Source organism: Shewanella colwelliana ATCC 39565, from assembly GCF_000518705.1.
GTDB classification, from domain to species: domain Bacteria; phylum Pseudomonadota; class Gammaproteobacteria; order Enterobacterales; family Shewanellaceae; genus Shewanella; species Shewanella colwelliana.
Genome location: NZ_JAEC01000006.1, coordinates 199929 through 221274 on the forward strand (window position 1 = coordinate 199929; position 21346 = coordinate 221274).

Here is a 21346-nt window from a genome sequence, read left to right on the forward strand (position 1 = left end):
TAGTGAAGCGATTCTATGACCATCCTATGACAGCTTTATGACGATTAAGCCAGAATGACTATTTTGCTTGGCTCTTAAAGGCTTGTAAGGTTTGTAATAGTACACCCAGTTTCCGCACAAATTTTTCTAATGCGGCAGGCATGCTACTGGCGTCATTGGGGAGTTGAGTTAACTCCAGTGCCAACTCTTGTACGTATGGGCCAAAGCGATTGCTGCGGGCATCAAAGCCTTCATCTTGGGTGAAAATCGTGCTGAACTTGCCATGTCCCGCTTTTTTAAGCTCATCGAGCTTCGCATCTGCATCGATCGCTTGGCGGTAAGCTACTTGAAGATTCTCTTTCAGTTGCTCTACTAGGTGTGTATGTGGCATAACAGCCTCTTATCATAAAATTTAGCCGAATTATAAGGGGCTAGTCTGATGGCAACAAGTCGTGGTTCACTTTTACTGGCGTTGGTGGGGTTATTTTATTTCTTCAGTGGGACTGATGCGAAAGCGGCAGTTACCGACAAACCACCCTTTTATCAGTTAGAGTATCGCGGTAAGACCGCCTATCTTTTGGGGTCCATTCATGTTGGACGTGATGATTTCTATCCGATGGCGCCACAAATTGAGCGTGCTTTCGCTAAGGCGGGGGCCTTAGTGGTTGAAGCGGATATCGACAATGTCGATGTGATGGCGCTTATCCGTCAATATGGGCTGCCCTCCACACCTCAAGGTGCGAATGTCGAACAACGCATGGCGCAATATTGCCAATATCGTGGCACGTTATGTGATTCATTACGGCCCTATTCGGCATGGATGCAAGCGATGCAGCTGAGTGTGATGCGCTTCGATGAGCTGGGTTATCAAGCACAGTTTGGTGTTGACCAGGTGTTGGTACAAAAAAATCGCCCACGGCCATTAATTGAATTAGAAAGCACTGAGTTTCAGTTTAAGTTGCTAGCGTCATTTTCAGCTAAAACCCAATGGGATATGGTGATTGAAGCGATTGATGCGCCCGATGATGAGATGCTTAATTTAATTTACGCTTGGCGTGATGGTGATGAAGAAGCGCTTGATAAGTTAATGCAGGCGCAGATGCCGGGAGAAGATACCGAGTTACTTGAAAAACTACTTTGGCAGCGCAATGTCAACATGAGCAACAAAATAGCTCAGCTGATGGCTGATGATAGCACGCCAGAGCCGTTATTTATTGTTGTTGGCGCTGGGCATGTGGTGGGGGACAAGAGTATCCCCGCAAAGATGCAGCAGTTATTTGATGTTAAAGCCACTAATTGCTGGCAACAGCGTTGTCAGTAACCCGTCGTGGTTAGCGCCATTGACAGATAAAATGCACATAGCGACCCAGCGGCAGATAAGCTGGATGCTGCGAATAACATAGCTCCATCTCAATGAGCTGGTTAAAACTGGAGTTGGCAGGCTGTTGCTGCTTTAAATAGTCGTGGATCACCCGCACTCCTGACTCAGCAATGGTGGTCATGTTCCAGTTATCTAACCAGCCGCGAACTTGTTCGATATAGAGTGGGTGTGTCGGCGTCAAACCCACTTTCTTTTTCACCTTTAATCCTGCGGCAACATAGTCAAAATTACCTGAAACTAGGTTGAAGAAACACATAGCTTCTTTGTTGTAAAACATCAGTGAAAAAAGCCCCCTTGGTTTGACCAAGGTTGTCAGCACGCCCAGAGTTTGCTCGGCATCGCTGAGCCATTCGGCTACCGCATGGCAGAGTATGAGATCAAAATAGCCATGCTCTGCCACATTGAGTGCTTGGATAGGGGCATGGATAAAGTTGATGTCGAGCATCTTTTGATGCTGGTGCTCATAGTCTTTGATTTGGCTTTTGGCGATAGCGAGCATCTCACTCGATATATCACATAGGATCACTTGATGGCCCATCTTCGCGAGCTTTTGGCTGAAAAAGCCAAAGCCGCCGCCAGCATCGAGTATGCGCAGCGGTTTATCACCAAGATGAGTTAAGGCGAGATTAAGATCGCGCCATACTACGGCAGCCCTGACTTCGCCTTTGGGCGTGCCATAGATATTTTTAGCAAATTTTTTGGCCAATGGATCGAAATTTTTATCTTGCACTGAGGCTCAATCCTACAACGTTATCTAAGGGGAAATAGACGATATTTTGCCATAGGCAAGGGCGTGGCACTAAGGATTTTAGGCACAATTGTGCATTTTGAGGTATACTCGCGGGCTTGAAATTTTTTGGCTTGGTAATTTTTGAAGGGTTCCAATAGCGTGAATAAAGAAATTTGTGTTGATTTAAAGGCGATGCCGTCGCTGTTGTCGCTTTATCGCAAGATCTTTTTTGGCCGTAAACCCGGCTGGGATCAGCAGCCATTGCCGCATATTCATGTAAGCTGCCCTAATGTTACCTTGTCTGAGGATAAAGTGCGTCAATACGCTAAGGTCTGCGACTTTGACTTTGATGGACAAATGCTGCCGATCACCTACCTGTATGTGATGGCGTTTAGATTGCACGCATGCATTTTTACCCATAATGCGATCACGTTTCCGTTACTGGGGATGATTCATCTTAAAAACAGCATTAGTCAATATCGACAGGTACGAATTAGTGAGCAGTTTCACATTGAATGTGCTTTGACCAGCAGCCAAGAGACTGACTCAGGGTTAGAGTTTGAGCTAGTGTCGAAAGTCTTTGTTGGTGATGAGCTGGTGTGGGAGTCATTATCAACATACCTGTACCGTATCGAAGGCGCTGGTCGTCGTGTTCGTCCCCCTAAGGCGAGCCAAATGAATTGGGAAAATCCCGTTAATTGGCAGTTAAATGAAGATCTTGGCCGTCGTTACGCTAAGGCATCGGGTGACTATAATTTAATTCACCTGCATCCTGTCTTATCTAAGCGTTTTGGTTTCGATAGAGTTTTGGCTCATGGCATGTGGTCTAAAGCTCGCAGCGTGGCGCAATTGATGCCGCAGATCGGTACTCGTCCCTGTACGGTAGAGGTCGCTTTTAAGCTGCCACTGTTAATGCCAGCAGAAGTGAGCTTTGGTATCGATAGCGAGCATGAAAGTGGATTGGTCTTTGAGCTTAGAGATATTAAGGGGCGTCGTCCTCACTTGAGCGGCAACGTCATCTTCCTCGATTGATTGTTGTGGCTAATCGGTTTCTCTGCTTGAAAAGCCAGCATTATTGCTGGCTTTTTTGATTTTTGGTGGCATGGACTATCAGTACTATAGGGTTAAGGCACGCAGTGTCCGCTAGAGGCTTGCCATATACTAAACCACTGCTGTCTATCTAAATCGATATGTTGAGACGCAACCGCTGACGTTATCCTCGCCAGATCACCACTGCCAATAATCGGTTTTGGCCGGCTAGGAAGGGCAAGCACCCAAGCATAAATGATCTGACTAATATCATCAGTATTGTGCTGCGCGGCAATCTTGTTGAGAGTCGCACGCAGTCGTTTAGCCTTAGCTGATGTGTCTGTAAATATCTCTCCACCGCCAAGGCATGACCACGCCATGGGGGCGCATCGAAACTGCTGGCACTGATCTAAGCTACCATCATGCAGCGCTGACAGTTGCATTGGCGAGATCTCTAATTGATTGGTCGCCAATGGACGATCTAGCCGAGATTGCAGCAGCTCAAACTGCGACGGTGTAAAGTTTGATACGCCAAAGTGCCGTACTTTGCCTGTTTGATATAGTTGCTCGAAAGCACTCGCCACCTCATCGGCATTCAGTAATGGATCGGGACGATGTATCAGTAATAGATCTAAATAGTCGGTTTGTAATGCGCGCAGTGATTGTTCTGCACTGGCAATAATGTGGTTGTAGCTAGTGTCATAATGGTTAACGTAGCGTTTGGGTGTCGATGCAAAAGCGGGTTTGATGCCACATTTACTCACGAGCTGCATCTGTTGTCTCAGTGACGGCTTGAGTGCGAGGGCTTTGCCGAATAGGGCTTCGCAACGATGTTCGCCATAGATATCGGCGTGATCCATGCTGGTGACGCCTAGGCTTAGGTAGTGCTCAATCAAGGCTAACGTCTGCTGCGGTGTATGTTGCCAATCGCAGAGCCGCCAAAATCCGGCGATAAAGGGGGAAAGTTGCAGTTTATGGACACTCATCTTTTTCTCCAATCTCGCTATTTTTTTACCTGGGTCGGTGGTTTTTTTGATTTAGATTCATAAAAGCTTAATTAAAGGCGTTGCCGCAAATGAATAGGTTTGTCTTGGCTGGATTTTCCCCTACTATGCAACACAGCTCATGTTTTCTTTTTCTTTTATGTTTTAGGAGCATTGCCTATGCTGTCTGATATTGAAATCTCCCGCCAAGCGCAGTTGCAGCCCATTGAGACGATTGCTCAAGAATTTGGCATTATCCCTGCCGAACTCACCCTATTTGGTTCGACCAAAGCCAAAATCAACTTATCTATCAAACAACGACTAAAAGATAACAGAGATGGTAAGTTAGTTATAGTCACAGCGGTAACGCCCACGCCTTTTGGTGAGGGAAAAACGGTTACGACTATTGGTTTGACTCAAGGATTACAAGCCATAGGTAAGCAAGCTTGCGCCTGTATTCGTCAGCCAAGTATGGGGCCTGTATTTGGTATTAAGGGCGGGGCTGCTGGAGGGGGGCTCGCACAAGTGGTACCGATGGAGGCGTTAAACCTGCACCTGACCGGTGATATTCATGCCGTGACCAGCGCCCATAATCTCGCTGCCGCTGCCCTCGATGCGCGTCTTTATCATGAAACGCGGCTTGGCGCCGAAGTGTTTACGCAGGAGTCTCTGCTACCAGCGCTAGATATTGACCCTAATAAGATCATGTGGCGTAGGGTGGTGGACCAAAATGAGCGCAGCCTGCGCCAAATTACCTTGGCACAAGGTGCTAGTAATGGCCCTATTCATGACGGCGGGTTTGATATCACCGCCGCGTCTGAGTTGATGGCTATCTTAGCGTTAAGTCGAGATCTGCAAGATATGCGAGCGCGTATCGGTCAGATAGTGTTGGCACTGAGCAAAAGCGGTGAATTCATCACCGCAGAGCAACTTGGTGTTGCGGGTGCAATGACAGTGATCATGAGTGAGGCCATTGAACCGACGCTGATGCAAACCCTGACGGGGGCGCCTTGTCTTATTCATGCTGGCCCATTTGCCAACATTGCTCACGGTAACTCCTCTATCATTGCCGATGATATAGCCCTGAAACTGGCCGATATTGTGGTGACCGAGGGTGGATTTGGCTCTGATATGGGGTTTGAGAAGTTTTGCAATATTAAGGCGAGGCAATCGGGAAAAGCCCCTGATGCAGCGGTCATTGTTGTGACGGTAAAAGCCCTAAAAGCCAACGCCGAGCTTGCCGATGGCGAGGCAAGGGATGAGATGAGCAAGTTACAAGCGGGTTTTGTCAATCTAGCTTGGCATATGCGCAATGTGGCGCAATATGGTGTGCCGGTGGTGGTTGCCATTAATCGTTTTGAGTCTGACTCTTTTGAAGAGTTGGCTTGGCTTAAAGCAGAGGTACTTGAGTTGGGGGCATTTGGTTGTGAGGTGTCAGAAGCTTTCACTCAAGGTAGCCAAGGGGCGACCCAGCTCGCACAAACTGTGGTCCATGCCACTGAAGCAGGTGGTCAGTTCAAGTATCTATATGAATTGGAAGCGAGCATTGAAGCTAAGCTGATGACGATTGCCGAAATTGGCTATGGTGCTTCTGGGGTTAACTTGTCTCCTTTAGCCTGTGCGCAACTGGAAATGCTAAAACAGAAAGGCTTTGAGCATTTACCTTTATGTGTAGCCAAAACACCGTTATCAATTAGCCATGATCCTAAGGTTAAGGGCGCTCCTAGTGGATTTGAGTTGCCGATCACTGAGTTAAAACTCAATGCTGGTGCAGGCTTTATTACGGCGTTAGTGGGGAAAGTCATGACAATGCCTGGGCTCGGGGTTCGCCCTGGTTACCTTAATGTCGATATCAATGAGCATGGCGAAATAGTCGGCTTGGCGTGATCATTTAGCGTTATTGACCTGTAAAAAAATCAAAAGCGCCAAAGGTAATACACCCTTGGCGCTTTTTTCTATCTCAACGATGAAACCGAACTCAGGTTACTTAGTCTGATAGATGTGCACATCGCGTTGTGGGAATGGGATAGAGATATTTTCCTGATCGAAGCGCATTTTCACCTCACGGGTGATATCCCAATATACATCCCAATAATCCGCAGGCTTAGCCCATGGGCGTACCACAAAGTCTACCGATGACTCGCCCAATAGGTGTAGTTTCACTGTTGGCTCAGGGTCTTTGAGTACCTTAGGATGGTTTTCGACGATCGCTTTTAATACTTTCTCTGCTTTTTCAATATCATCACCATAACCGATACCAAATGTCATATCGACGCGGCGCTGATGCTCGACGGTGATGTTGTTGATTGTATCGCCCCATATTTTATTGTTAGGGATGATCAGGCGTTGGTTGTCTAAGGTTTTGATGGTGGTGGAAACCAAACTCATCTGGCTGACTTTACCGGTGACCCCTGCAGCATTGATCAGATCGCCCACATCGTAAGGACGATAAATTAAGATCATCATGCCTGAGGCGAAGTTAGATAAGGTATCTTGCAGCGCGAAACCAATAATCACACCGGCAACACCGAAACCAGCCAACAGTGGGCCAAGTTCAAATCCGAGTTGTGACAGGGCTATCATTAACCCCAGGGCAAAGACAATCTTGCCCGACAAAGAGATAAAGAATTCTTGTAATAGTTTGCTGAATTTTAGTTTTGAGTTACTGACGGTTTTCTTGATCAAACGTTGAGTCGCTTTACCTGCAAGGCTAGCTAGAAAAAGGATTAAAACGAAAATAAACACTTTAAAGGTTAGCCCTGGACCATTGTCGATGGCTTGGTTTTTGGCGGTATCCCACCACTGTTCTAACAGGTTGCTGGCTACATCAATATTAAGTACATCTTGGGTAATATCGCCTGAGATACTAAACAGGGTTTGTTTTAATGCGGAGGTATCTTGCTCTAACTGATCCAGGAGATTGATAGCAACCGTCAAACTGCTGCTCGTCAGATCTAATCGCTCTTTCAAATGCGTGATCAATGCGGTTTGTTCACCAGTGACATCCTTGCCAGCGGTAGCGGCATCAGCGACAGCGGTTTTGAGTTTATCTTGTGTGAAATGCACTAGGCTATTGAGTACATTTGAGCGTTTTAACAAGGCTGCAAGTAGCGTTTGCTTCTGGGCTGTAATGTCGCCGCCGAGTTTCTCTAACCAAGTTAAGGTTTCATATTTTGCCTGTAGCATCTCATCGCGTTCTCGCTCTCGATTGGCAAGATTTAGCATCACTGCAGTATCATTATCTTTACCCAGCTCAGATTTGAAGCTTTCTATATCTTCTGCATAATAGGCCGCGACTTGGTTGATAAAGGCTAGATGGTCATTAACCAGTGGTAGCAAGGTTGCGCTGTCAAGTTGATCTTGGCCCATTAAGGCCTTTAACTGGTCGTGGTATTGGTTAGCGTGTTCTTTGATGCGATACTCAACAAACTGCTTCATTTCGCCATTGGATTTGGCCAGCTTATCGATATCACTAGTAATGCTTGTTTGCAGTTGTTTTAGCGCGCTGACTGCCGTGCTTGTTTCTGCATCTATTGGAGTGGGTGCCGTTTCAGCAAAAGCGGGCGCTCCGCTTAATCCTATAACGGTGATAAATCCCAAAATGAGTGTGCGCAACATTTATGAAAGTCCTTGGTAATGTAATGCCTTGAATCATAATCCCTCTGCGAGATACTGTAAAATCACATCTGCGAAAATTGCACGCTATCTGTTAAACTGCCTGCCAATATCATTAGAGAGTTTTATTGTGCTGTGTACTCATTGTCATAAATCATTTGGAGTGGGTGGTGTGAATGCCCAACGGGGGAAGGGACTCAATGCGCAAATACAGTGCCCTCACTGTCTGGCGTGGCTAGGTAAAAATCCACTATTATCACGTTTGAAAATCTTAGGTTTTTATATTGGTGCTGCGGCGTTAGGCTATGGTTATTTTGCCCCTGAACTTAGGCACATCACCACGCCAATCGCTATTTTTTCTATCATGCTGCTGTTAGTTAGCCATATGATGGATCACCTTAAGGTGATTGAGGCGCCTGAGGTTGAAGTTGTCGATGACAGTGAGCAGCGACGCAAGTATCGCGACTGAGGTAAACGTTGGTGCTTGATGAAGGTGAGAGGGTGGCTCCGATTGTTGGCCACCCATAGGTCTGTTAGTTGACCACTTGAACCTGAGCTTCTAATGCTGCTTCAACGTAATAGATGCCGCCAAGAATGGCGATAAAGAAAACCGATGTCCAAAAGATCATCTTAAAATTTTCGCGGAAAAATTCCTTCATACTTATTGTTTCCTTTAGCGTTGAGTCGTTGACATCATGTTAGTTGTTAATGTCACTATATGGCATTATTTTAGCGTTTGGAACTTAAGTCAGACTTAATTAGCCGATCCTTCTGCGTGACTCAGTTCAAGCTTTGGTTAGTGTTTGTTCCCCTCTCATATGCCGTGTTGTTGAAATTAAATATTTCGAATTTGATGCTCTCTGTTGCTCTGTATACTTGATACTGCTGGCTGGGTGAAGATAAGATTCAAGTTTCGATATAACAACAGCATAAGGTTACCGCACGGCTGCTACAGGTAGACGCTTGTTGCTGACAAATTGTTACACAAGCGCTAAATTTTAGCCTATTTGTTGCTTGACTTAGTCATGGTAATCCCTAAACTTGGTCGCAATTTGAATCATCAATTATAGAGTCTATGGCATATAAGACTAAGGGTTTGGCAAGAGGAGTAGCGATATGGCTTAGTGCGATATTGTTTTGCTTGTCTGTTGCTGCGCCAGCTCATAGCCTAGAACATGTTGATGACGGTGCGAAAAATCACTGCACCCTCTGTATTCAAAAAGTCCAACTTAATAGTTTACTGCCTGTTGGCGATTTCATTTTTACCCTTCCTTCACCCATATATGAAAAGTTTGAGTCAAAGTTAACAGTTAGCTTTGCAACTCATGTTGATTATTTTCATAGCCGAGCACCACCCAAAAACTCGTAATATTTGCCTGTATTAACAATAAATTACTATTTCTCTCAGTCATTTGGCTAGAGAGGGCTTTACCTGTTTTTGGAGAAAATATGACTCGTTTAAATACCCGCATTTCAGCGGTAGCCGCTGCGTGTGCGCTTGTTTCTCATGTGTCTTTTGCGGAAGATTCTAGCCTAACTAACCCTGCAATCAGCGCAGTACTCGATGGCTATTATCAAAATACTGAACGACCGATGGCCGAGCGTGAAGAAGGCTTCGGTTTAGGGCATACGGAAGTGGCGATTAGTGCCAATATTGACGATATGTTTTACGGTAAGTTGACGGCAGTATTAGAAGTTCATGAGGGGGAGACTGAGCTAGGGTTAGAGGAAGCCTTTATTCAAACAACCGCAATGCCAGCTGGGTTCTCTGTGCGTGCGGGGCGATTTTTGTCAGACGTGGGTTACCTAAATAATCAGCACGTTCATACCGACGCGTTTTCTGATAGGCCAGCAGCCTATCGTGCTTTTTTAGGTAGTCACTATTTTGATGACGGTGTGCGTCTCGATTATGTCGCGCCAACCGATCTATTTTGGGCCATGGGTATTGAAGCCTTTAAGGGGGACAGTATGCGCGCCGAAGATGAGCATGGTGAGCGTGATTTTACAAATCTTGGTGTGTATACCGCCTATACTAAAATCGGTGGCGATATTGGGGTAAGCAGCTCGTGGCAGGTAGGCTTAAGTTATTTGCGTAACGAAAATGGTCGCCTAACAGCCCATGAAGAGCATGGCATTGAGCCTGCAGCCGATGACGGTCATGACCATGATCATGCCCATGCGGCAAAGTATACTGGTGAAAATACTTATGTGGCAGATTTTGTCTATAAGTGGGCACCTAATGGTAACTATAAGTACCAACATTTAACGGTCAGTGGTGAGTACTTTAAAGTGACAGATTTTGCACCGCTTGATGAACATGATGATGGTCACCTTCATGGCAATGAACATGAACCAGATGATCAGACGGGCTGGTATTTAAGCTCTGTGTATCAAATTAGCCCTAATTGGTCAGCAGGGCTTCGTTATGGTCAGGTCAATACGCAAGAGTTACATGACGACCACTTTGATAGCCAAAAGTTAAAAGAAACCGAAGTGAGCCTTGCTTGGCATCATAGTCATTTTTCGACGGTACGTTTACAGTATACCAATCAACAAGGCACTAACTTCGATGGTTTTACCGACGATAATATCATTACTCTTCAATATGTTATGACTCTGGGGGCTCACGGTGCACATCAATTCTAAAGTCATTAAAGCCAGTTTTGCGGCTCTTGCACTGACGTTTGCCAGCGGTGCTCAGGCACAGTTGAATATCTTTGCTTGTGAACCTGAATATGCCGCCTTGGCACAGGAATTGGCACCCGATGCCAAAATCTACTCGGCGACGACTGCAATGCAAGATCCACATCAGGTTCAGGCGCGACCGAGTTTGATTGCTAAGATGCGCCAAGCGGATCTGGCTATTTGCGCCGGTGCCGATCTCGAAGTGGGTTGGTTGCCTATGCTGCAGATGAAATCATCTAACGCAAAGGTACGCTCTACAGAGCAGGGATTATTTTTTGCCGCTGAGCATATCGATACTTTAGATAGGCTTGCGAGTGTCGATCGCAGCATGGGTGATGTGCATGCGAAAGGTAACCCTCATTTGCACTTTGATCCCGACCGCTTGTTGCAAGTGGCACAGGCTCTGACCGTTAAGTTAGTGCAACTCGACCCTGACTCGAAAGGCAAATATGATGCCGCATTGGCTGACTTTAGCCAACGCTGGCAGGTTGCGATAGCTGAGTGGCAGCAGCTAGCAAAGCCATTAAAAGGCAAAAAAGTGATCGCGTATCATAGTAGCTTTCGATACCTGTTTAACTGGATAGGCATGGAGCAAGTTGGCGACCTTGAACCCAAACCTGGTATCCCGCCTAGTACTAGCCATCTGGCCAGTTTACAAAGTCGAGCACAAGAGGGCGATGTCATGGCCATTATCGTCGCCTCATATCAAGATGAACGTGGCGCACACTGGCTAGGGGAGCGTACCAACCTACCTGTACAAGTACTTCCTATGTCTGTTGGTGGTAATGATGACAGCGAAGATCTGTTTTCCTTGTACCGTAGCGTGATCGGTCTGCTGTTAAGTTTGTCTCAACAGTAATCGATAGCCGTAGCGCTGTGACTAAGCAGCGCTGCGGCTTCTACTCAATTAGGCGTAAGACTATGTTTGATCTCGATCTGCTTTCTATATTATTGCCAGCCTTCGCCGCTGGCATTCTCGTTTTATCAACCCATGTGTTGCTTGGTAGTCAAGTGCTCAAGCGTGGGATTATTTTCATCGATCTCGCGATTGCTCAAGTGGCCGCTTTGGGTGCGATTATTGCGCATACTAACCATGATATTGAGCATCTACCATTTTCGGGTGTTTGGATGCCCGCATTGTTTGCCCTGCTTGGTGCCGGCTTTATTGCCTGGCTATCAAAACGTATGGCAGAGGAACTAGAAGCCATTATTGGTTGTTTCTACGTATTGTCGGCCGTGGCTGCTATGTTGCTGCTATCAAATGATCCTCATGGTGCAGAGATGCTGAAGCAGCTAATGTCTGGACAGATTTTGTGGGTCAACTGGTCACAATTGCTGTTTCCAGCCATCGTATCCTTTTTGGTTTTACTGACCATTGCATGGAAACCTAGCCTACTCGAGGGGGCTGGATTTTATCTGTTATTTGCCTTAGTCATCACACTGTCGGTTGAGCTGGTTGGGGTTTATTTAGTGTTCAGTTCGCTTATCTTACCCGCGCTGGCAGTGAACAAATATCTAGGGAAAGCTAAGTGGGCGATCGCTTATCTCGTCGGTATTGTGGGTTATGGGGTTGGGCTTGTGCTCTCCGCGAGCTTTGATCTACCCAGTGGCGCTGCCATTGTTGCAACCTTGGCTTTGACTGCCGTGGCATTTAGATTACTGCAACCCAAACTTGCTAAGGTATTGGCGTAAAAGGTATTGAGTGATTAACAGTGCAAGAGTCTCTCGTACAGGTGTAAGTCGAATACCCTTGCTGGTATACTAGCGCCACTGAAATCACAGGAGTATGTTGTGCTGTTAATCTTCAGATCACTGATCTTGGCAGTTATGTTGTTGTTGGCATTTGTTTTTGGTGGACTTTATTGTTTGCTTAGACCGCGCCATCGAGACAATGTACATTTGTTTGCTAAAATCTTTTCATGGGCAGCGCCTGTATTAGGCGTGAAAGTGGTGGTGCGCAAGCCGCAGATACAACGTGCCGAACCTTGTATCTTCTTGGCTAACCATCAAAATAACTTTGATATGTTTACCCATACTGCTGCAGTGCCTAAAGGTACGGTGAGCTTGGGTAAAAAGAGTTTAGCTTGGATCCCATTTTTTGGTCAGATTTACTGGTTGTCGGGTAATATTCTCATTGACCGTAAAAACCGTAATCGCGCCTTTGAAACCATGGCTGAAACGGCAAAAAAGATTAAAGAAAAGTGTCTTTCTATCTGGATTTTCCCAGAGGGAACACGTTCTCGGGGAAAGGGGCTATTGCCATTTAAGTCTGGCGCATTTCATACCGCCATTGAGGCTGGTGTGGCTATGGTTCCAGTGCTTGCCTCTAACCAAGAACATATAAAGTTAAACCGTTGGAATAATGGTGTGGTGATCATCGAGATGATGGAGCCGATCGAAACCAAGGGGTTAGCTAAATCACAAGTCAAAGAGCTGTCTGCCCGTATTCATAGTATGATGGCTGAAAAGTTAGCGCAGTTAAATTTAGAGGCTTCTGCTTTAATGGCAAAGCAAGCTATTTAACCTGTTTTTATTGTTTATTTCGGAGTGATCCATGTCTACAGAACGTCAGTTACAGGAACAGAAGCAAGAGAACCAAGAGATTGTTGAAGCGATCCTTGCCGATGGCTCTGAGCCAGATGCTGAATATACCATTGAACATCATTTTTCAGCAGCCAACTTCGATCGTTTAGAAAAAGCGGCTGTTGAGGCGTTTAAAATGGGTTTTGAAGTCAATGATGCTGAAGAGATGGAACTCGATGATGGATCGGTGATTTTCTGCTTTGATGCCATTGCTTACCACAAGCTCGAAGTTGAGTTATTGGACAAGGCCTGTGAAGATCTGATTCTATTAGCGGCTAAGTTAAAAGTGGATTACGACGGCTGGGGCACCTACTTCATTGGCGAAGGTGCCGAAGATGAAGATGATGACGAGTTCGAAGAAGAAGCCCGCTTTCATTAATCGGTTTGAAAAAAAGCCCTTGTTAGTCAATAACAAGGGCTTTTTTATTAATGCTGATACAGATGGTATTAGCCTTCAAAAATCCTACAGCAGTTGCGGCCCGCTTGCTTGGCTTCGTAAAGCGCATGGTCGGCATTGGCTAACCATTTACCGCTATTTTCTAATTCTTCTTCAATATCACAGATACCAATACTTACCGTTACACTGATTTTTGCGCTTTCATAGAGCATCTCTGAGGCTGCAATTTTTTCTCGTAAACGATCGGCAAAGTTAAGTGCCGATTTTGCATCGGTATTGGCTAGTACTACCGAGAACTCTTCACCTCCGTAACGTCCGGCGCAATCAGTTTCACGCAAAGACTGTTTTAGAATGTGTGACACATGCTGAATCACCTTATCGCCTGCTATATGCCCATAGGTGTCATTGATACGTTTAAAGTGATCGATATCGAACATCACAAGCGTGGTTGGTTCACCATAACGGGCATGGCGATCGAACTCGCGCTGCATGCATATCTGCCAGTGGCGGCGATTGTGTAGTTGTGTCAAACCATCTGTTTGGCTGAGATGTTCAAGGCGTTCGTTGGCAGCCTTGAGTTGTAGCTTGTTGATCGCGACATCGGTAACGTCATAAATGATCATACTGATGTGAGTGATTTCGCCAGTTAACGAGGAGAGTGGCAGCAAGGTAACATTTTGGTACATGAAATCGGCACGACCCGTGATAGGGCGATAATTACCAAATTGGAACACATAGGGGCGTTGCTCCCAGCTAATGAACGCTCGGTTTTTCAACAGAAACACCGATTCCATTTTTTGCTTCAACCAGGTTGCTGGTAGGTAATCAAACTGCTCAAACAGGTTAGAGCCTTTTATGGAGTTAGGTGAGACACCGCTATGGTTCTCCATAAAACCATTCCAGAGCTGAATATCGTAGTTACGATCAAGCACAACCAAGCCCACCTCTATGGTTTGCACCATATCGATTAGCCAGTGTAACTCGTTCATTGCGCTTTGGTCATACGCCATCTAATTGTCCAATTTAATCTAGCAAGTAACCGAGCTTAAAGTTCAGCGTCGGTAGTGATTCTTCTGTAAATAGTAGCAACAGATCGCACTGAATATCGTGGCCTTCGATGCGGTAGTTGATCTCCATTGCCAACGTGCGAGCCCATTTCTCTGAATTGTCGTGGATCAGTTCATTCACGGTGCAGTGTCTGCCTAAGACCACTGGGTGGCTTTGGCTAAATTTCATATGCAGCTGTTCAGATATGCCGTTGAGGAAAGCGCCAATCAGTACGTTGCCAGTATCGATCATCACCTCAATTTCTGTGTTGGCATCCTCTGGATTGGTCAGCCCCATGAGTTGCGCCATATCTTGAAAGGAGGAGTCATGGAATAACAATAAAGCCTCACCCGCAACGCCTGCTCCAATAAAACCTTGGCAGAGTGCCGATACGGTCTGACTTTCTTCAGTTGCTTTGAGTGCCATGGTGAGTTCGCTCACCTCTAACACATTGACATTTGGGATAGGGAGTAACACAAACACATCGAGGAGTTTAGCTAAGAGATCCGCCGCGCGGCCCATAGCAACGTTGGCGATCTCTTGACAGGCATCGCGCAGATCAACTTCGATCATCGGGTTGTCACTGTCACTCTCGCCCAGTGCAATCGTCAAAATGCCATATTCTTGCAAAATATTGCTAATGGCATCAGCGCTAACTGGCTTTTGAATAAAATCGAGGGCGCCCATGGCTTTTACGCGCTCATGAGCCTTTATTTGAATATCACCAGAAACCACAATAACCAGTGCGGGGAGATCTTCTTGTTGAATGGTTTTTAGGACTTCATAACCATCCATGACAGGCATATTGAGATCGAGAAAAACCACTTCCCCTTTGCCAGCGCGTATCGCATCGATACCCTCCGCGCCATTATTGGCGAAGGTAATTTCGACATCCCACTCCTTTGGAAGCGTTCTAGCCATCTGCTTTCGAGCGAGTGCAGAATCATCACATATTAGTACTGGGATCGACATTCTAGTTATAACATCCTAATCTGCCCTTCTATTGAAGATAACACTTATTAATGATTTTGGGGCAGTTGTTGTTTATTCATTGTCGTTTTCAATGATGAAAACGTATTTAGCTAACAGTAAGTAGGTACGGTTACCGTGCCGCTAATTATAAGATCTTGTGTAAGGTTTTTTATTGCAATTGTAAAAAAAACATCACTCGCAACCTAGTTTCAAGCATTATCTATCAGATTGATTAACTAAGGTAAATATTAGTGGCAATATTTTGACGTTAGTCAAAAATTCGCTACATGTTATATGTTTTAGGTAAATATGCCAAATGTGTTAAAGTTTCGTCTGGACTGACCAGATGAACTGTGGGAGTAAAGGAATGCAACATCCATTGGTAACTTTGACGATTGAAGCCGGCATTGCTTATGTCGAGCTAAATCGGCCTGATAAATATAATGCGCTTAATTATACGCTATTCACCTCAATTCGTCGGGTGCAACGGAAGCTAGCTAAAAATCGAGGTGTACGTTGCGTTATTTTACAGGGAAGCGGAGGCAATTTTTGCTCTGGGCTTGATGTCAGTAGTGTGATGAAGTCGCCCATGCAAGCAGTAAAACTGCTATTTAAATGGTTACCTGGTAATGCGAACTTAGCCCAACAGGTGTCTATTGGTTGGCGACGTCTGCCAGTGCCTGTGATCTGTGCCATTGAAGGGATCTGTTATGGCGGTGGCACCCAAATTGCGCTGGGTGCAGATTTTCGTATTGTTGCTGATGATTGCAAAATGTCGATCATGGAAGCTAAGTGGGGATTAGTCCCTGACATGGCAGGGCTTGTAGGGCTTAGAGAGTTAGTGGGTAAAGATGTCGCCATGCTATTAACCATGACTGCGGAAGTGATCTCTGCTCAACAAGCATTAACATATGGTTTGGTGACAGAGGTGTCAGAGCAACCACGAGTACGGGCACAAGCCTTGGCTGAGAAGCTGCTGGCGACCTCTCCCGATGCTAATGCTGCGATTAAGGCGAGTATCAATAAGAGTTGGCGAGCAACGGAGCGTAGTTTGCTGAGGCGTGAATCATTTAGTCAAATCCGCCTGTTGTTAGGCAAGAATCGTGTTAATGCTGCGATTCGTCAGACCAAAGATCCTAAGCGGGCGTATCAAGAGCGACAGCGCGGCTGGTAGTTAATCTACTTTGCAAACGGCGCCTAAGTGATAACGATCACACTCTGATATCGTCGCTATGACGTATGGTAAGCGAAACTCTATTATCGCCCGCAAATATTAGCGGTAGAGATATTATTGATGCGTGAATTGTTTGAACGGTTTTTATGGAGTAGCCGACTCTCGGTAATGTTAGGTGTATTTGCCTGTGTCGTCGCGGCATTTGTGGTGTTTATTATGGGTGTCAAAGATGTGATGCATATGATGGCACTGATTTGGGATTATCTCATCACGGGCAGTCATGACGTCCGCAATGACTTAGTGATGGTTGTCGTTGAGATTTTAGATACCTTCCTACTGGGCGCAGTGTTGCTGATTTTTGCTTTTGGTCTGTATGAGCTCTTTATTAGTAACCTAAAGGCGGCCGATGACAGTGTTGCTGGTGGGAAAATCTTAGTGATCAGCAGTATCGACTCGCTCAAGAGCAAGCTAGGTAAAGTGATATTGATGATGCTCATCATCAAGGTGTTTTCCTATTTTACCGAGATGAAACCAACCTCCATGCTAGAGCTGCTCTACATGGGGGTGATAGTGGTATTAATTGCTTTGGCGTTGATGCTCAGTAAAGATAAAAAGTAGCTCCTCGCAAAAATGGCCTATCTTCGTTAGGGGTAGGCCTTCATGATCCGTTTAGCAAAGCCTTGTACTAGCACTAAAATTTCTTGCCAGGCACTCGGTTGATCTAAGTTAAGTGCTAATACTTGCTGTTCATACCTAAGGGGCTGGTTTTGCGGTGCTAGAGCTTTGCGCTCTAACAGGGTTGCCAGTGCCTCAGGTGAGGCATCTGGTGATTGAATATCTAATACGGGAATGGTTAACTCGGCAATCTGTTGTGCTAGTTTTTGATTCTCTTCGCTGCGGTCTAAATAGGGATTAATGATCACTAAGATATCGGGCTTAGGGAGTGAGCCAGCATTTAATAGGGTAATAGCCAAGCCTGCGCCTTTTTGCGATGCAATTAGAATACGCTTTCCTGGGTAGGGTTGACCTAATGCATCCAATTGATTCATTGTCTGAATCAGCTGTTCATGCTGTTTTTCTCTGAGTTTTTGCCACGCTTCTTCACTGTATTTGGGCAGCGACTTGCTGGCTTTTAGTGCCAGTTGTTTTTCACCAGATTTGCTCACTTCGCTCGCGTCGGTAGTATGGTTAACCTGTGGGCCGTTATCGGGGGCGCTAAGGCTGATGGTTGCCCAACCTTTATCATTTAAATGACGCCTTAGAAAGGTGATCACATCGCTGGGGTCGGCATTGGTGCCAAAGTCAGAAAATAAGATAGCAGCACCATACTGGTGTTTACCACGCCATGAGCGGACCAACGCATGACTCTGTTTTTCGCCAATGGTGATTGTGGCTACTTCGTTTTCGGGGAGGTAGTCATAAGCCGGTGCGGTGGCAGCGTAGAGTGGCGATAGACTGAAGCAAAACGACAGTGCTGCAAAATATAGGGCTAGTGATTTCATTACGGGCTTAAAGCAGAGTGTTATTGGCTGAGTATAATTGGTTTTATCTTAAGGCTGTGAGAAATTTTCTGGTGGCAATAAAAATGCAGGAGTCATTAACTCCTGCATTTTTTTGCAATCATTATGCAGTAAATATTAAGCGTGACTCACCAAGACTAAACGGACGGCATCGAGTTGCAACAAACAACCATCTAAGTAGGTATTGAGCTCACTCATTTGTGACTTAATGTGCGCTAACTCTTCGTCACGAATGTTAGGGTTAACGGCTTTTAACGCTTCTAAACGCTCAAGCTCACCCGTCAATTGCGTGGTCATTTTCGCTCTAGCGGTCTCAGTAAGCAGCTGTAACTCGGCTTCGGCAAAGGTTTCGGCCTTAGCAAATAGCGGGTGCAGTAAAGTTTGTGATGCATTGACTAACTTACTGGCGATATGGCGATTAACCGCACTTAACTGCTTATCAAAACTCTCATAACTGACATTGTCTGATAGGTTATTACCATTCTTGTCGAGCAAAACTCGTACTGGTGTCGGCGGCATATAGCGATACAACTGGCTTGACTTAGGTGCAGAGGCATCAGCCATATAGATAAGCTCTAAGAAGATTGTGCCTGCAGGTAACGCCTTGTTCTTCAAAATGGCGACACTAGTGGTGCCGGTTTCAGATGAAGTGATTAAATCGAGTCCAGTCTGTACCAGCGGGTGTTCCTGGGTGATGAGCGCAATATCATCACGAGACAGCGCCATCTCACGGTCAAAAGTAACAGTGACGCCATCTTCAGGCAGCCCCGGGTAGGTGGGGAACATCATGTGCTCGCTTGGGTGCAGCACAATAGCGTTTTCGCCGCTATCTTCCTGTTCGACACCTATGATGTCCCACAAACGAATCACTGAGCCAATGAGCTGGGTATCTTCATCGCGTGCGGCGAGGCTCTCTACCAGCTTGTTGGCTTTGTCACCACCATGAGAGTTGATTTCTAGCAGTTTGTCGCGTCCCTGTTCCATCGCTTTCTTTAACGCTTTGTAACGTGTCTGCGTATGGTTCAGTAGCTGGGTAAATTGGTCTTCATCGCGGTACACCAACTGTGTCAGTAGCTCTTCGCTGAATTCATTGAACAGAATATGGCCAGTTGGACAGGTTTGCTCAAAGGCGTTAAGACCTTTGTGATACCAGTTCATGAGATTTTCTTGCGCCGTCTGCTCAAGGTAAGGTAGGTGAATTTCGACATCATTGGCCTGACCGATACGGTCGAGACGACCGATACGTTGCTCCAACAGATCTGGGTTCAGCGGTAGATCGAACAGCACTAAATGGCTAGCAAACTGGAAGTTACGTCCCTCTGAGCCAATCTCGCTGCAGATAAGTGCCTGAGCACCGCCAGTTTCTTGAGCAAAGTACGCACCCGCTTTATCGCGTTCAATAATCGACATGCCTTCGTGGAATACGGTTGCTTGAATCCCTTCACGGGTACGCAGCGCTTCTTCCAGGCTGAGTGCAGTTTCCGCTTGGCTGGCAATGATTAGCACTTTTTTACTGCGATGACTCTTTAGGAAATCAATCAGCCAGTCGACTCGTGGGTCGAACTTCCACCAACTGGCGCTATCACTTTCAAACGCTTGGTAAAGCTTCTCAGGGCTTAATGCCTGCTTCACTTTAGCTTGCAGATCGCTTTGACCACCCATCATGGCCGATACTTTCGCCGCCGTAACATATTGTGTTGGCATCGCTTGGGGATGTGCGTTGAATATACGGGTTGGGAAGCCTTTTACTGAGGCTCGGCTATTACGGTAGAGTACGCGGCCAGTGCCGTGACGATCCAGTAGCTCCTGTAATAGCTCTTCTCGTGCATTTTGTCGTACATCGGCATCAACACTCTCATCTTCGATAAGACGCAGCGAAGGGGTGATATCTTTTTCGTTTAATAGTTCGGTTAAGCTCGCAACTGCATCGTCAGAAAGCTTAACGCCTTTACTGAGCTGGTCGGCCGCGGTCGCCACCTCTTTGTAGCTGTCTTCCTCTTTGAGGAAGGCTTGGTAATCGTAAAAACGGTCTGGGTCTAAGAGGCGTAGACGGGCAAAGTGGCTTTGGTGACCAAGTTGATCTGGGGTGGCGGTTAGTAGTAATACGCCAGGTACCACTTCACTTAACGCTTCAACCACACGGTAAGCGCGGCTTGGGGCATCTTCTGTCCATTCAAGGTGATGCGCTTCATCGACCACCATTAAGTCCCAATCAGCATCCAGGGCTTGCTCAAGACGCTTTTTCTTGCGCAGTAATTCAAGCGAACAGATGACTAACTGCTCGGTATAAAAAGGGTTGTCGTGATCGGCATAGGCTTCGACACATCTGTCTTCATCAAATACCGAAAAGCGCAGGTTAAAGCGGCGTAGCATCTCGACTAACCACTGATGGCGCAATGTGTCTGGCACAATCACGAGGATACGTTCAGCGCGGCCCGTCAACAGTTGTTGATGGATGATAAGGCCTGCTTCGATCGTTTTACCTAGTCCCACTTCATCGGCCAGCAATACGCGCGGTGCAAAACGCTGTCCCACTTCATGGGCAATCCACTGCTGGTGCGGGATGAGTCCGACACGCGGGCCTTGTAGACCCAATAGGTCTGAGGTCGCCAACTTGTGACGCAGCAGTTGGCATTGGTAACGTACGCCAAATCTATCTAAGCGATCGATTTGACCAGCAAACAGTCTATCCTGCGGCTTGTTAAAGCGAATATTGTGGTTGAGAAGCGTCTCTCTAAGGCTGACTTGTTCGCCAGTTTCACTATGCACACCGTGGTAGATAATGAGTTGGTTTTTTTCTTCCAGTTCGCTAACCGTTAAACTCCACCCTTCGTGACTCTCAATGGTATCGCCTGGATTATAAATAACGCGTGTTAATGGCGCGTCGTTGCGCGAAAACATGCGGTTCTCATCAGTCGCTGGAAACATCACAGTGACCATGCGGTCTTCTATTCCAACTACAGTACCTAAACCAAGTTCTGATTCGGTATCACTAATCCAACGTTGACCTAAGGAAAAGGGCATTACAATTTCTCATCTACAGGGTGAATCACGAAAGGGCGCGTATGTTATCCAATCGAGGCTATGATGTCGAACACAAATACCGCGCCGCTGCTCAGCTTAAAAGCCTAATGGCTAACGGGATAGATTACAAATTATCCAATTGTAAATTGGTGGGGTGGCTTGTCATCTTTTTGTCATGCTGGGCTGTGAGTCTCAAAGTGGCTGCCTATACTCTAAGTAACAAGTTT

20 protein-coding genes are annotated in these 21346 nt (G+C 46.2%); 11 read left to right on the forward strand and 9 right to left on the reverse strand.

The genetic code is table 11. The features are described from left to right. Positions 1-58 precede the first annotated feature (58 nt). On the reverse strand, positions 59-370 hold the full coding sequence (locus L876_RS0104260; protein WP_028762656.1) for a hypothetical protein: 312 nt from the start codon (positions 368-370) through the stop codon (positions 59-61). 48 nt (positions 371-418) lie between these two features. On the opposite strand from L876_RS0104260, the gene L876_RS0104265 reads away from it, so the two are divergent. Further along, positions 419-1300, forward strand: coding sequence for a TraB/GumN family protein (locus L876_RS0104265; RefSeq protein ID WP_028762657.1), 882 nt, complete (start codon positions 419-421; stop codon positions 1298-1300). A gap of 10 nt (positions 1301-1310) precedes the next feature. Here the strand turns inward: L876_RS0104265 and L876_RS0104270 are convergent, their stop codons facing one another. Further along, positions 1311-2090, reverse strand: a complete 780-nt coding sequence (locus L876_RS0104270; protein WP_028762658.1) for a methyltransferase domain-containing protein — start codon at positions 2088-2090, stop codon at positions 1311-1313. Between the two features lie 192 nt (positions 2091-2282). Between L876_RS0104270 and L876_RS0104275 the strand changes: the two genes are divergently transcribed. Continuing rightward, positions 2283-3122, forward strand: a complete 840-nt coding sequence (locus tag L876_RS0104275) for a MaoC/PaaZ C-terminal domain-containing protein (RefSeq protein WP_156029377.1) — start codon at positions 2283-2285, stop codon at positions 3120-3122. A gap of 92 nt (positions 3123-3214) precedes the next feature. Here the strand turns inward: L876_RS0104275 and L876_RS0104280 are convergent, their stop codons facing one another. Then, positions 3215-4105, reverse strand: a complete 891-nt coding sequence (locus L876_RS0104280) for an aldo/keto reductase (RefSeq protein ID WP_028762660.1) — start codon at positions 4103-4105, stop codon at positions 3215-3217. A gap of 177 nt (positions 4106-4282) precedes the next feature. Between L876_RS0104280 and L876_RS0104285 the strand changes: the two genes are divergently transcribed. Next, positions 4283-5989, forward strand: coding sequence for a formate--tetrahydrofolate ligase (locus L876_RS0104285; RefSeq protein WP_028762661.1), 1707 nt, complete (start codon positions 4283-4285; stop codon positions 5987-5989). A gap of 96 nt (positions 5990-6085) precedes the next feature. Here L876_RS0104285 and L876_RS0104290 read toward each other — a convergent pair whose 3' ends face one another. Continuing rightward, entirely contained in the window at positions 6086-7720 is a 1635-nt protein-coding gene (locus L876_RS0104290; protein WP_028762662.1) for a mechanosensitive ion channel family protein, read from the reverse strand. A gap of 127 nt (positions 7721-7847) precedes the next feature. On the opposite strand from L876_RS0104290, the gene L876_RS0104295 reads away from it, so the two are divergent. Beyond that, positions 7848-8186, forward strand: coding sequence for a hypothetical protein (locus L876_RS0104295; RefSeq protein ID WP_028762663.1), 339 nt, complete (start codon positions 7848-7850; stop codon positions 8184-8186). A gap of 64 nt (positions 8187-8250) precedes the next feature. Here L876_RS0104295 and L876_RS23150 read toward each other — a convergent pair whose 3' ends face one another. Next, entirely contained in the window at positions 8251-8376 is a 126-nt protein-coding gene (locus tag L876_RS23150) for a hypothetical protein (protein WP_259650931.1), read from the reverse strand. Between the two features lie 790 nt (positions 8377-9166). On the opposite strand from L876_RS23150, the gene L876_RS0104310 reads away from it, so the two are divergent. The 5 genes from L876_RS0104310 to rraB all read left to right on the forward strand — a co-directional run bounded on the left by L876_RS0104310 (position 9167) and on the right by rraB (position 13364). Continuing rightward, entirely contained in the window at positions 9167-10363 is a 1197-nt protein-coding gene (locus L876_RS0104310; protein ID WP_028762665.1) for a hypothetical protein, read from the forward strand. Next, positions 10347-11261 (forward strand): metal ABC transporter solute-binding protein, Zn/Mn family, encoded by a 915-nt coding sequence (locus L876_RS0104315; protein ID WP_028762666.1) that lies wholly within the window; start codon positions 10347-10349, stop codon positions 11259-11261. The genes L876_RS0104310 and L876_RS0104315 overlap by 17 nt, the downstream gene beginning before the upstream one ends. 62 nt (positions 11262-11323) lie before the next feature. Beyond that, the gene (locus tag L876_RS0104320; protein ID WP_028762667.1) at positions 11324-12094 is read left to right on the forward strand and encodes a metal ABC transporter permease; all 771 of its coding nucleotides are present in this window, start codon (positions 11324-11326) and stop codon (positions 12092-12094) included. A gap of 99 nt (positions 12095-12193) precedes the next feature. Next, positions 12194-12925, forward strand: a complete 732-nt coding sequence (locus tag L876_RS0104325; protein ID WP_028762668.1) for a 1-acylglycerol-3-phosphate O-acyltransferase — start codon at positions 12194-12196, stop codon at positions 12923-12925. 31 nt (positions 12926-12956) lie between these two features. Then, complete coding sequence (gene rraB / locus L876_RS0104330) at positions 12957-13364, forward strand: ribonuclease E inhibitor RraB (RefSeq protein ID WP_028762669.1); 408 nt, start codon at positions 12957-12959, stop codon at positions 13362-13364. 68 nt (positions 13365-13432) lie between these two features. On the opposite strand, the gene L876_RS0104335 is transcribed toward rraB, so the two are convergent. Next, positions 13433-14392, reverse strand: a complete 960-nt coding sequence (locus L876_RS0104335; RefSeq protein WP_028762670.1) for a GGDEF domain-containing protein — start codon at positions 14390-14392, stop codon at positions 13433-13435. Positions 14393-14405: 13 nt separating this feature from the next. After that, positions 14406-15401 carry a response regulator gene (locus L876_RS0104340; protein ID WP_028762671.1) on the reverse strand — a complete coding sequence of 332 codons (996 nt, stop codon included), beginning with the start codon at positions 15399-15401 and terminating at the stop codon, positions 14406-14408. Between the two features lie 367 nt (positions 15402-15768). Between L876_RS0104340 and L876_RS0104345 the strand changes: the two genes are divergently transcribed. Next, positions 15769-16575 carry a crotonase/enoyl-CoA hydratase family protein gene (locus L876_RS0104345; RefSeq protein WP_028762672.1) on the forward strand — a complete coding sequence of 269 codons (807 nt, stop codon included), beginning with the start codon at positions 15769-15771 and terminating at the stop codon, positions 16573-16575. A 120-nt stretch (positions 16576-16695) separates the two neighbouring features. Beyond that, positions 16696-17193 carry a YqhA family protein gene (locus L876_RS0104350; protein ID WP_028762673.1) on the forward strand — a complete coding sequence of 166 codons (498 nt, stop codon included), beginning with the start codon at positions 16696-16698 and terminating at the stop codon, positions 17191-17193. Between the two features lie 26 nt (positions 17194-17219). Here the strand turns inward: L876_RS0104350 and L876_RS0104355 are convergent, their stop codons facing one another. After that, complete coding sequence (locus tag L876_RS0104355; protein ID WP_051412919.1) at positions 17220-18077, reverse strand: DUF3530 family protein; 858 nt, start codon at positions 18075-18077, stop codon at positions 17220-17222. A gap of 135 nt (positions 18078-18212) precedes the next feature. After that, on the reverse strand, positions 18213-21119 hold the full coding sequence (rapA, locus tag L876_RS0104360) for an RNA polymerase-associated protein RapA (protein WP_028762675.1): 2907 nt from the start codon (positions 21117-21119) through the stop codon (positions 18213-18215). Between the last annotated feature and the right edge of the window lie 227 nt (positions 21120-21346).

What these genes read in the sequence shown, in the direction of transcription:
- L876_RS0104260 (WP_028762656.1), bottom strand. Translation starts at nt 370, where the DNA reads ATGCCACATACACACCTAGTAGAGCAACTGAAAGAGAATCTTCAAGTA.
- L876_RS0104265 (WP_028762657.1), top strand. Translation starts at nt 419, where the DNA reads ATGGCAACAAGTCGTGGTTCACTTTTACTGGCGTTGGTGGGGTTATTT.
- L876_RS0104275 (WP_156029377.1), top strand. Translation starts at nt 2,283, where the DNA reads ATGCCGTCGCTGTTGTCGCTTTATCGCAAGATCTTTTTTGGCCGTAAA.
- L876_RS0104280 (WP_028762660.1), bottom strand. Translation starts at nt 4,105, where the DNA reads ATGAGTGTCCATAAACTGCAACTTTCCCCCTTTATCGCCGGATTTTGG.
- L876_RS0104285 (WP_028762661.1), top strand. Translation starts at nt 4,283, where the DNA reads ATGCTGTCTGATATTGAAATCTCCCGCCAAGCGCAGTTGCAGCCCATT.
- L876_RS0104290 (WP_028762662.1), bottom strand. Translation starts at nt 7,720, where the DNA reads ATGTTGCGCACACTCATTTTGGGATTTATCACCGTTATAGGATTAAGC.
- L876_RS23150 (WP_259650931.1), bottom strand. Translation starts at nt 8,376, where the DNA reads ATGAAGGAATTTTTCCGCGAAAATTTTAAGATGATCTTTTGGACATCG.
- L876_RS0104310 (WP_028762665.1), top strand. Translation starts at nt 9,167, where the DNA reads ATGACTCGTTTAAATACCCGCATTTCAGCGGTAGCCGCTGCGTGTGCG.
- L876_RS0104320 (WP_028762667.1), top strand. Translation starts at nt 11,324, where the DNA reads ATGTTTGATCTCGATCTGCTTTCTATATTATTGCCAGCCTTCGCCGCT.
- rraB (WP_028762669.1), top strand. Translation starts at nt 12,957, where the DNA reads ATGTCTACAGAACGTCAGTTACAGGAACAGAAGCAAGAGAACCAAGAG.
- L876_RS0104335 (WP_028762670.1), bottom strand. Translation starts at nt 14,392, where the DNA reads ATGGCGTATGACCAAAGCGCAATGAACGAGTTACACTGGCTAATCGAT.
- L876_RS0104340 (WP_028762671.1), bottom strand. Translation starts at nt 15,401, where the DNA reads ATGTCGATCCCAGTACTAATATGTGATGATTCTGCACTCGCTCGAAAG.
- L876_RS0104345 (WP_028762672.1), top strand. Translation starts at nt 15,769, where the DNA reads ATGCAACATCCATTGGTAACTTTGACGATTGAAGCCGGCATTGCTTAT.
- L876_RS0104350 (WP_028762673.1), top strand. Translation starts at nt 16,696, where the DNA reads ATGCGTGAATTGTTTGAACGGTTTTTATGGAGTAGCCGACTCTCGGTA.
- L876_RS0104355 (WP_051412919.1), bottom strand. Translation starts at nt 18,077, where the DNA reads ATGAAATCACTAGCCCTATATTTTGCAGCACTGTCGTTTTGCTTCAGT.
- rapA (WP_028762675.1), bottom strand. Translation starts at nt 21,119, where the DNA reads ATGCCCTTTTCCTTAGGTCAACGTTGGATTAGTGATACCGAATCAGAA.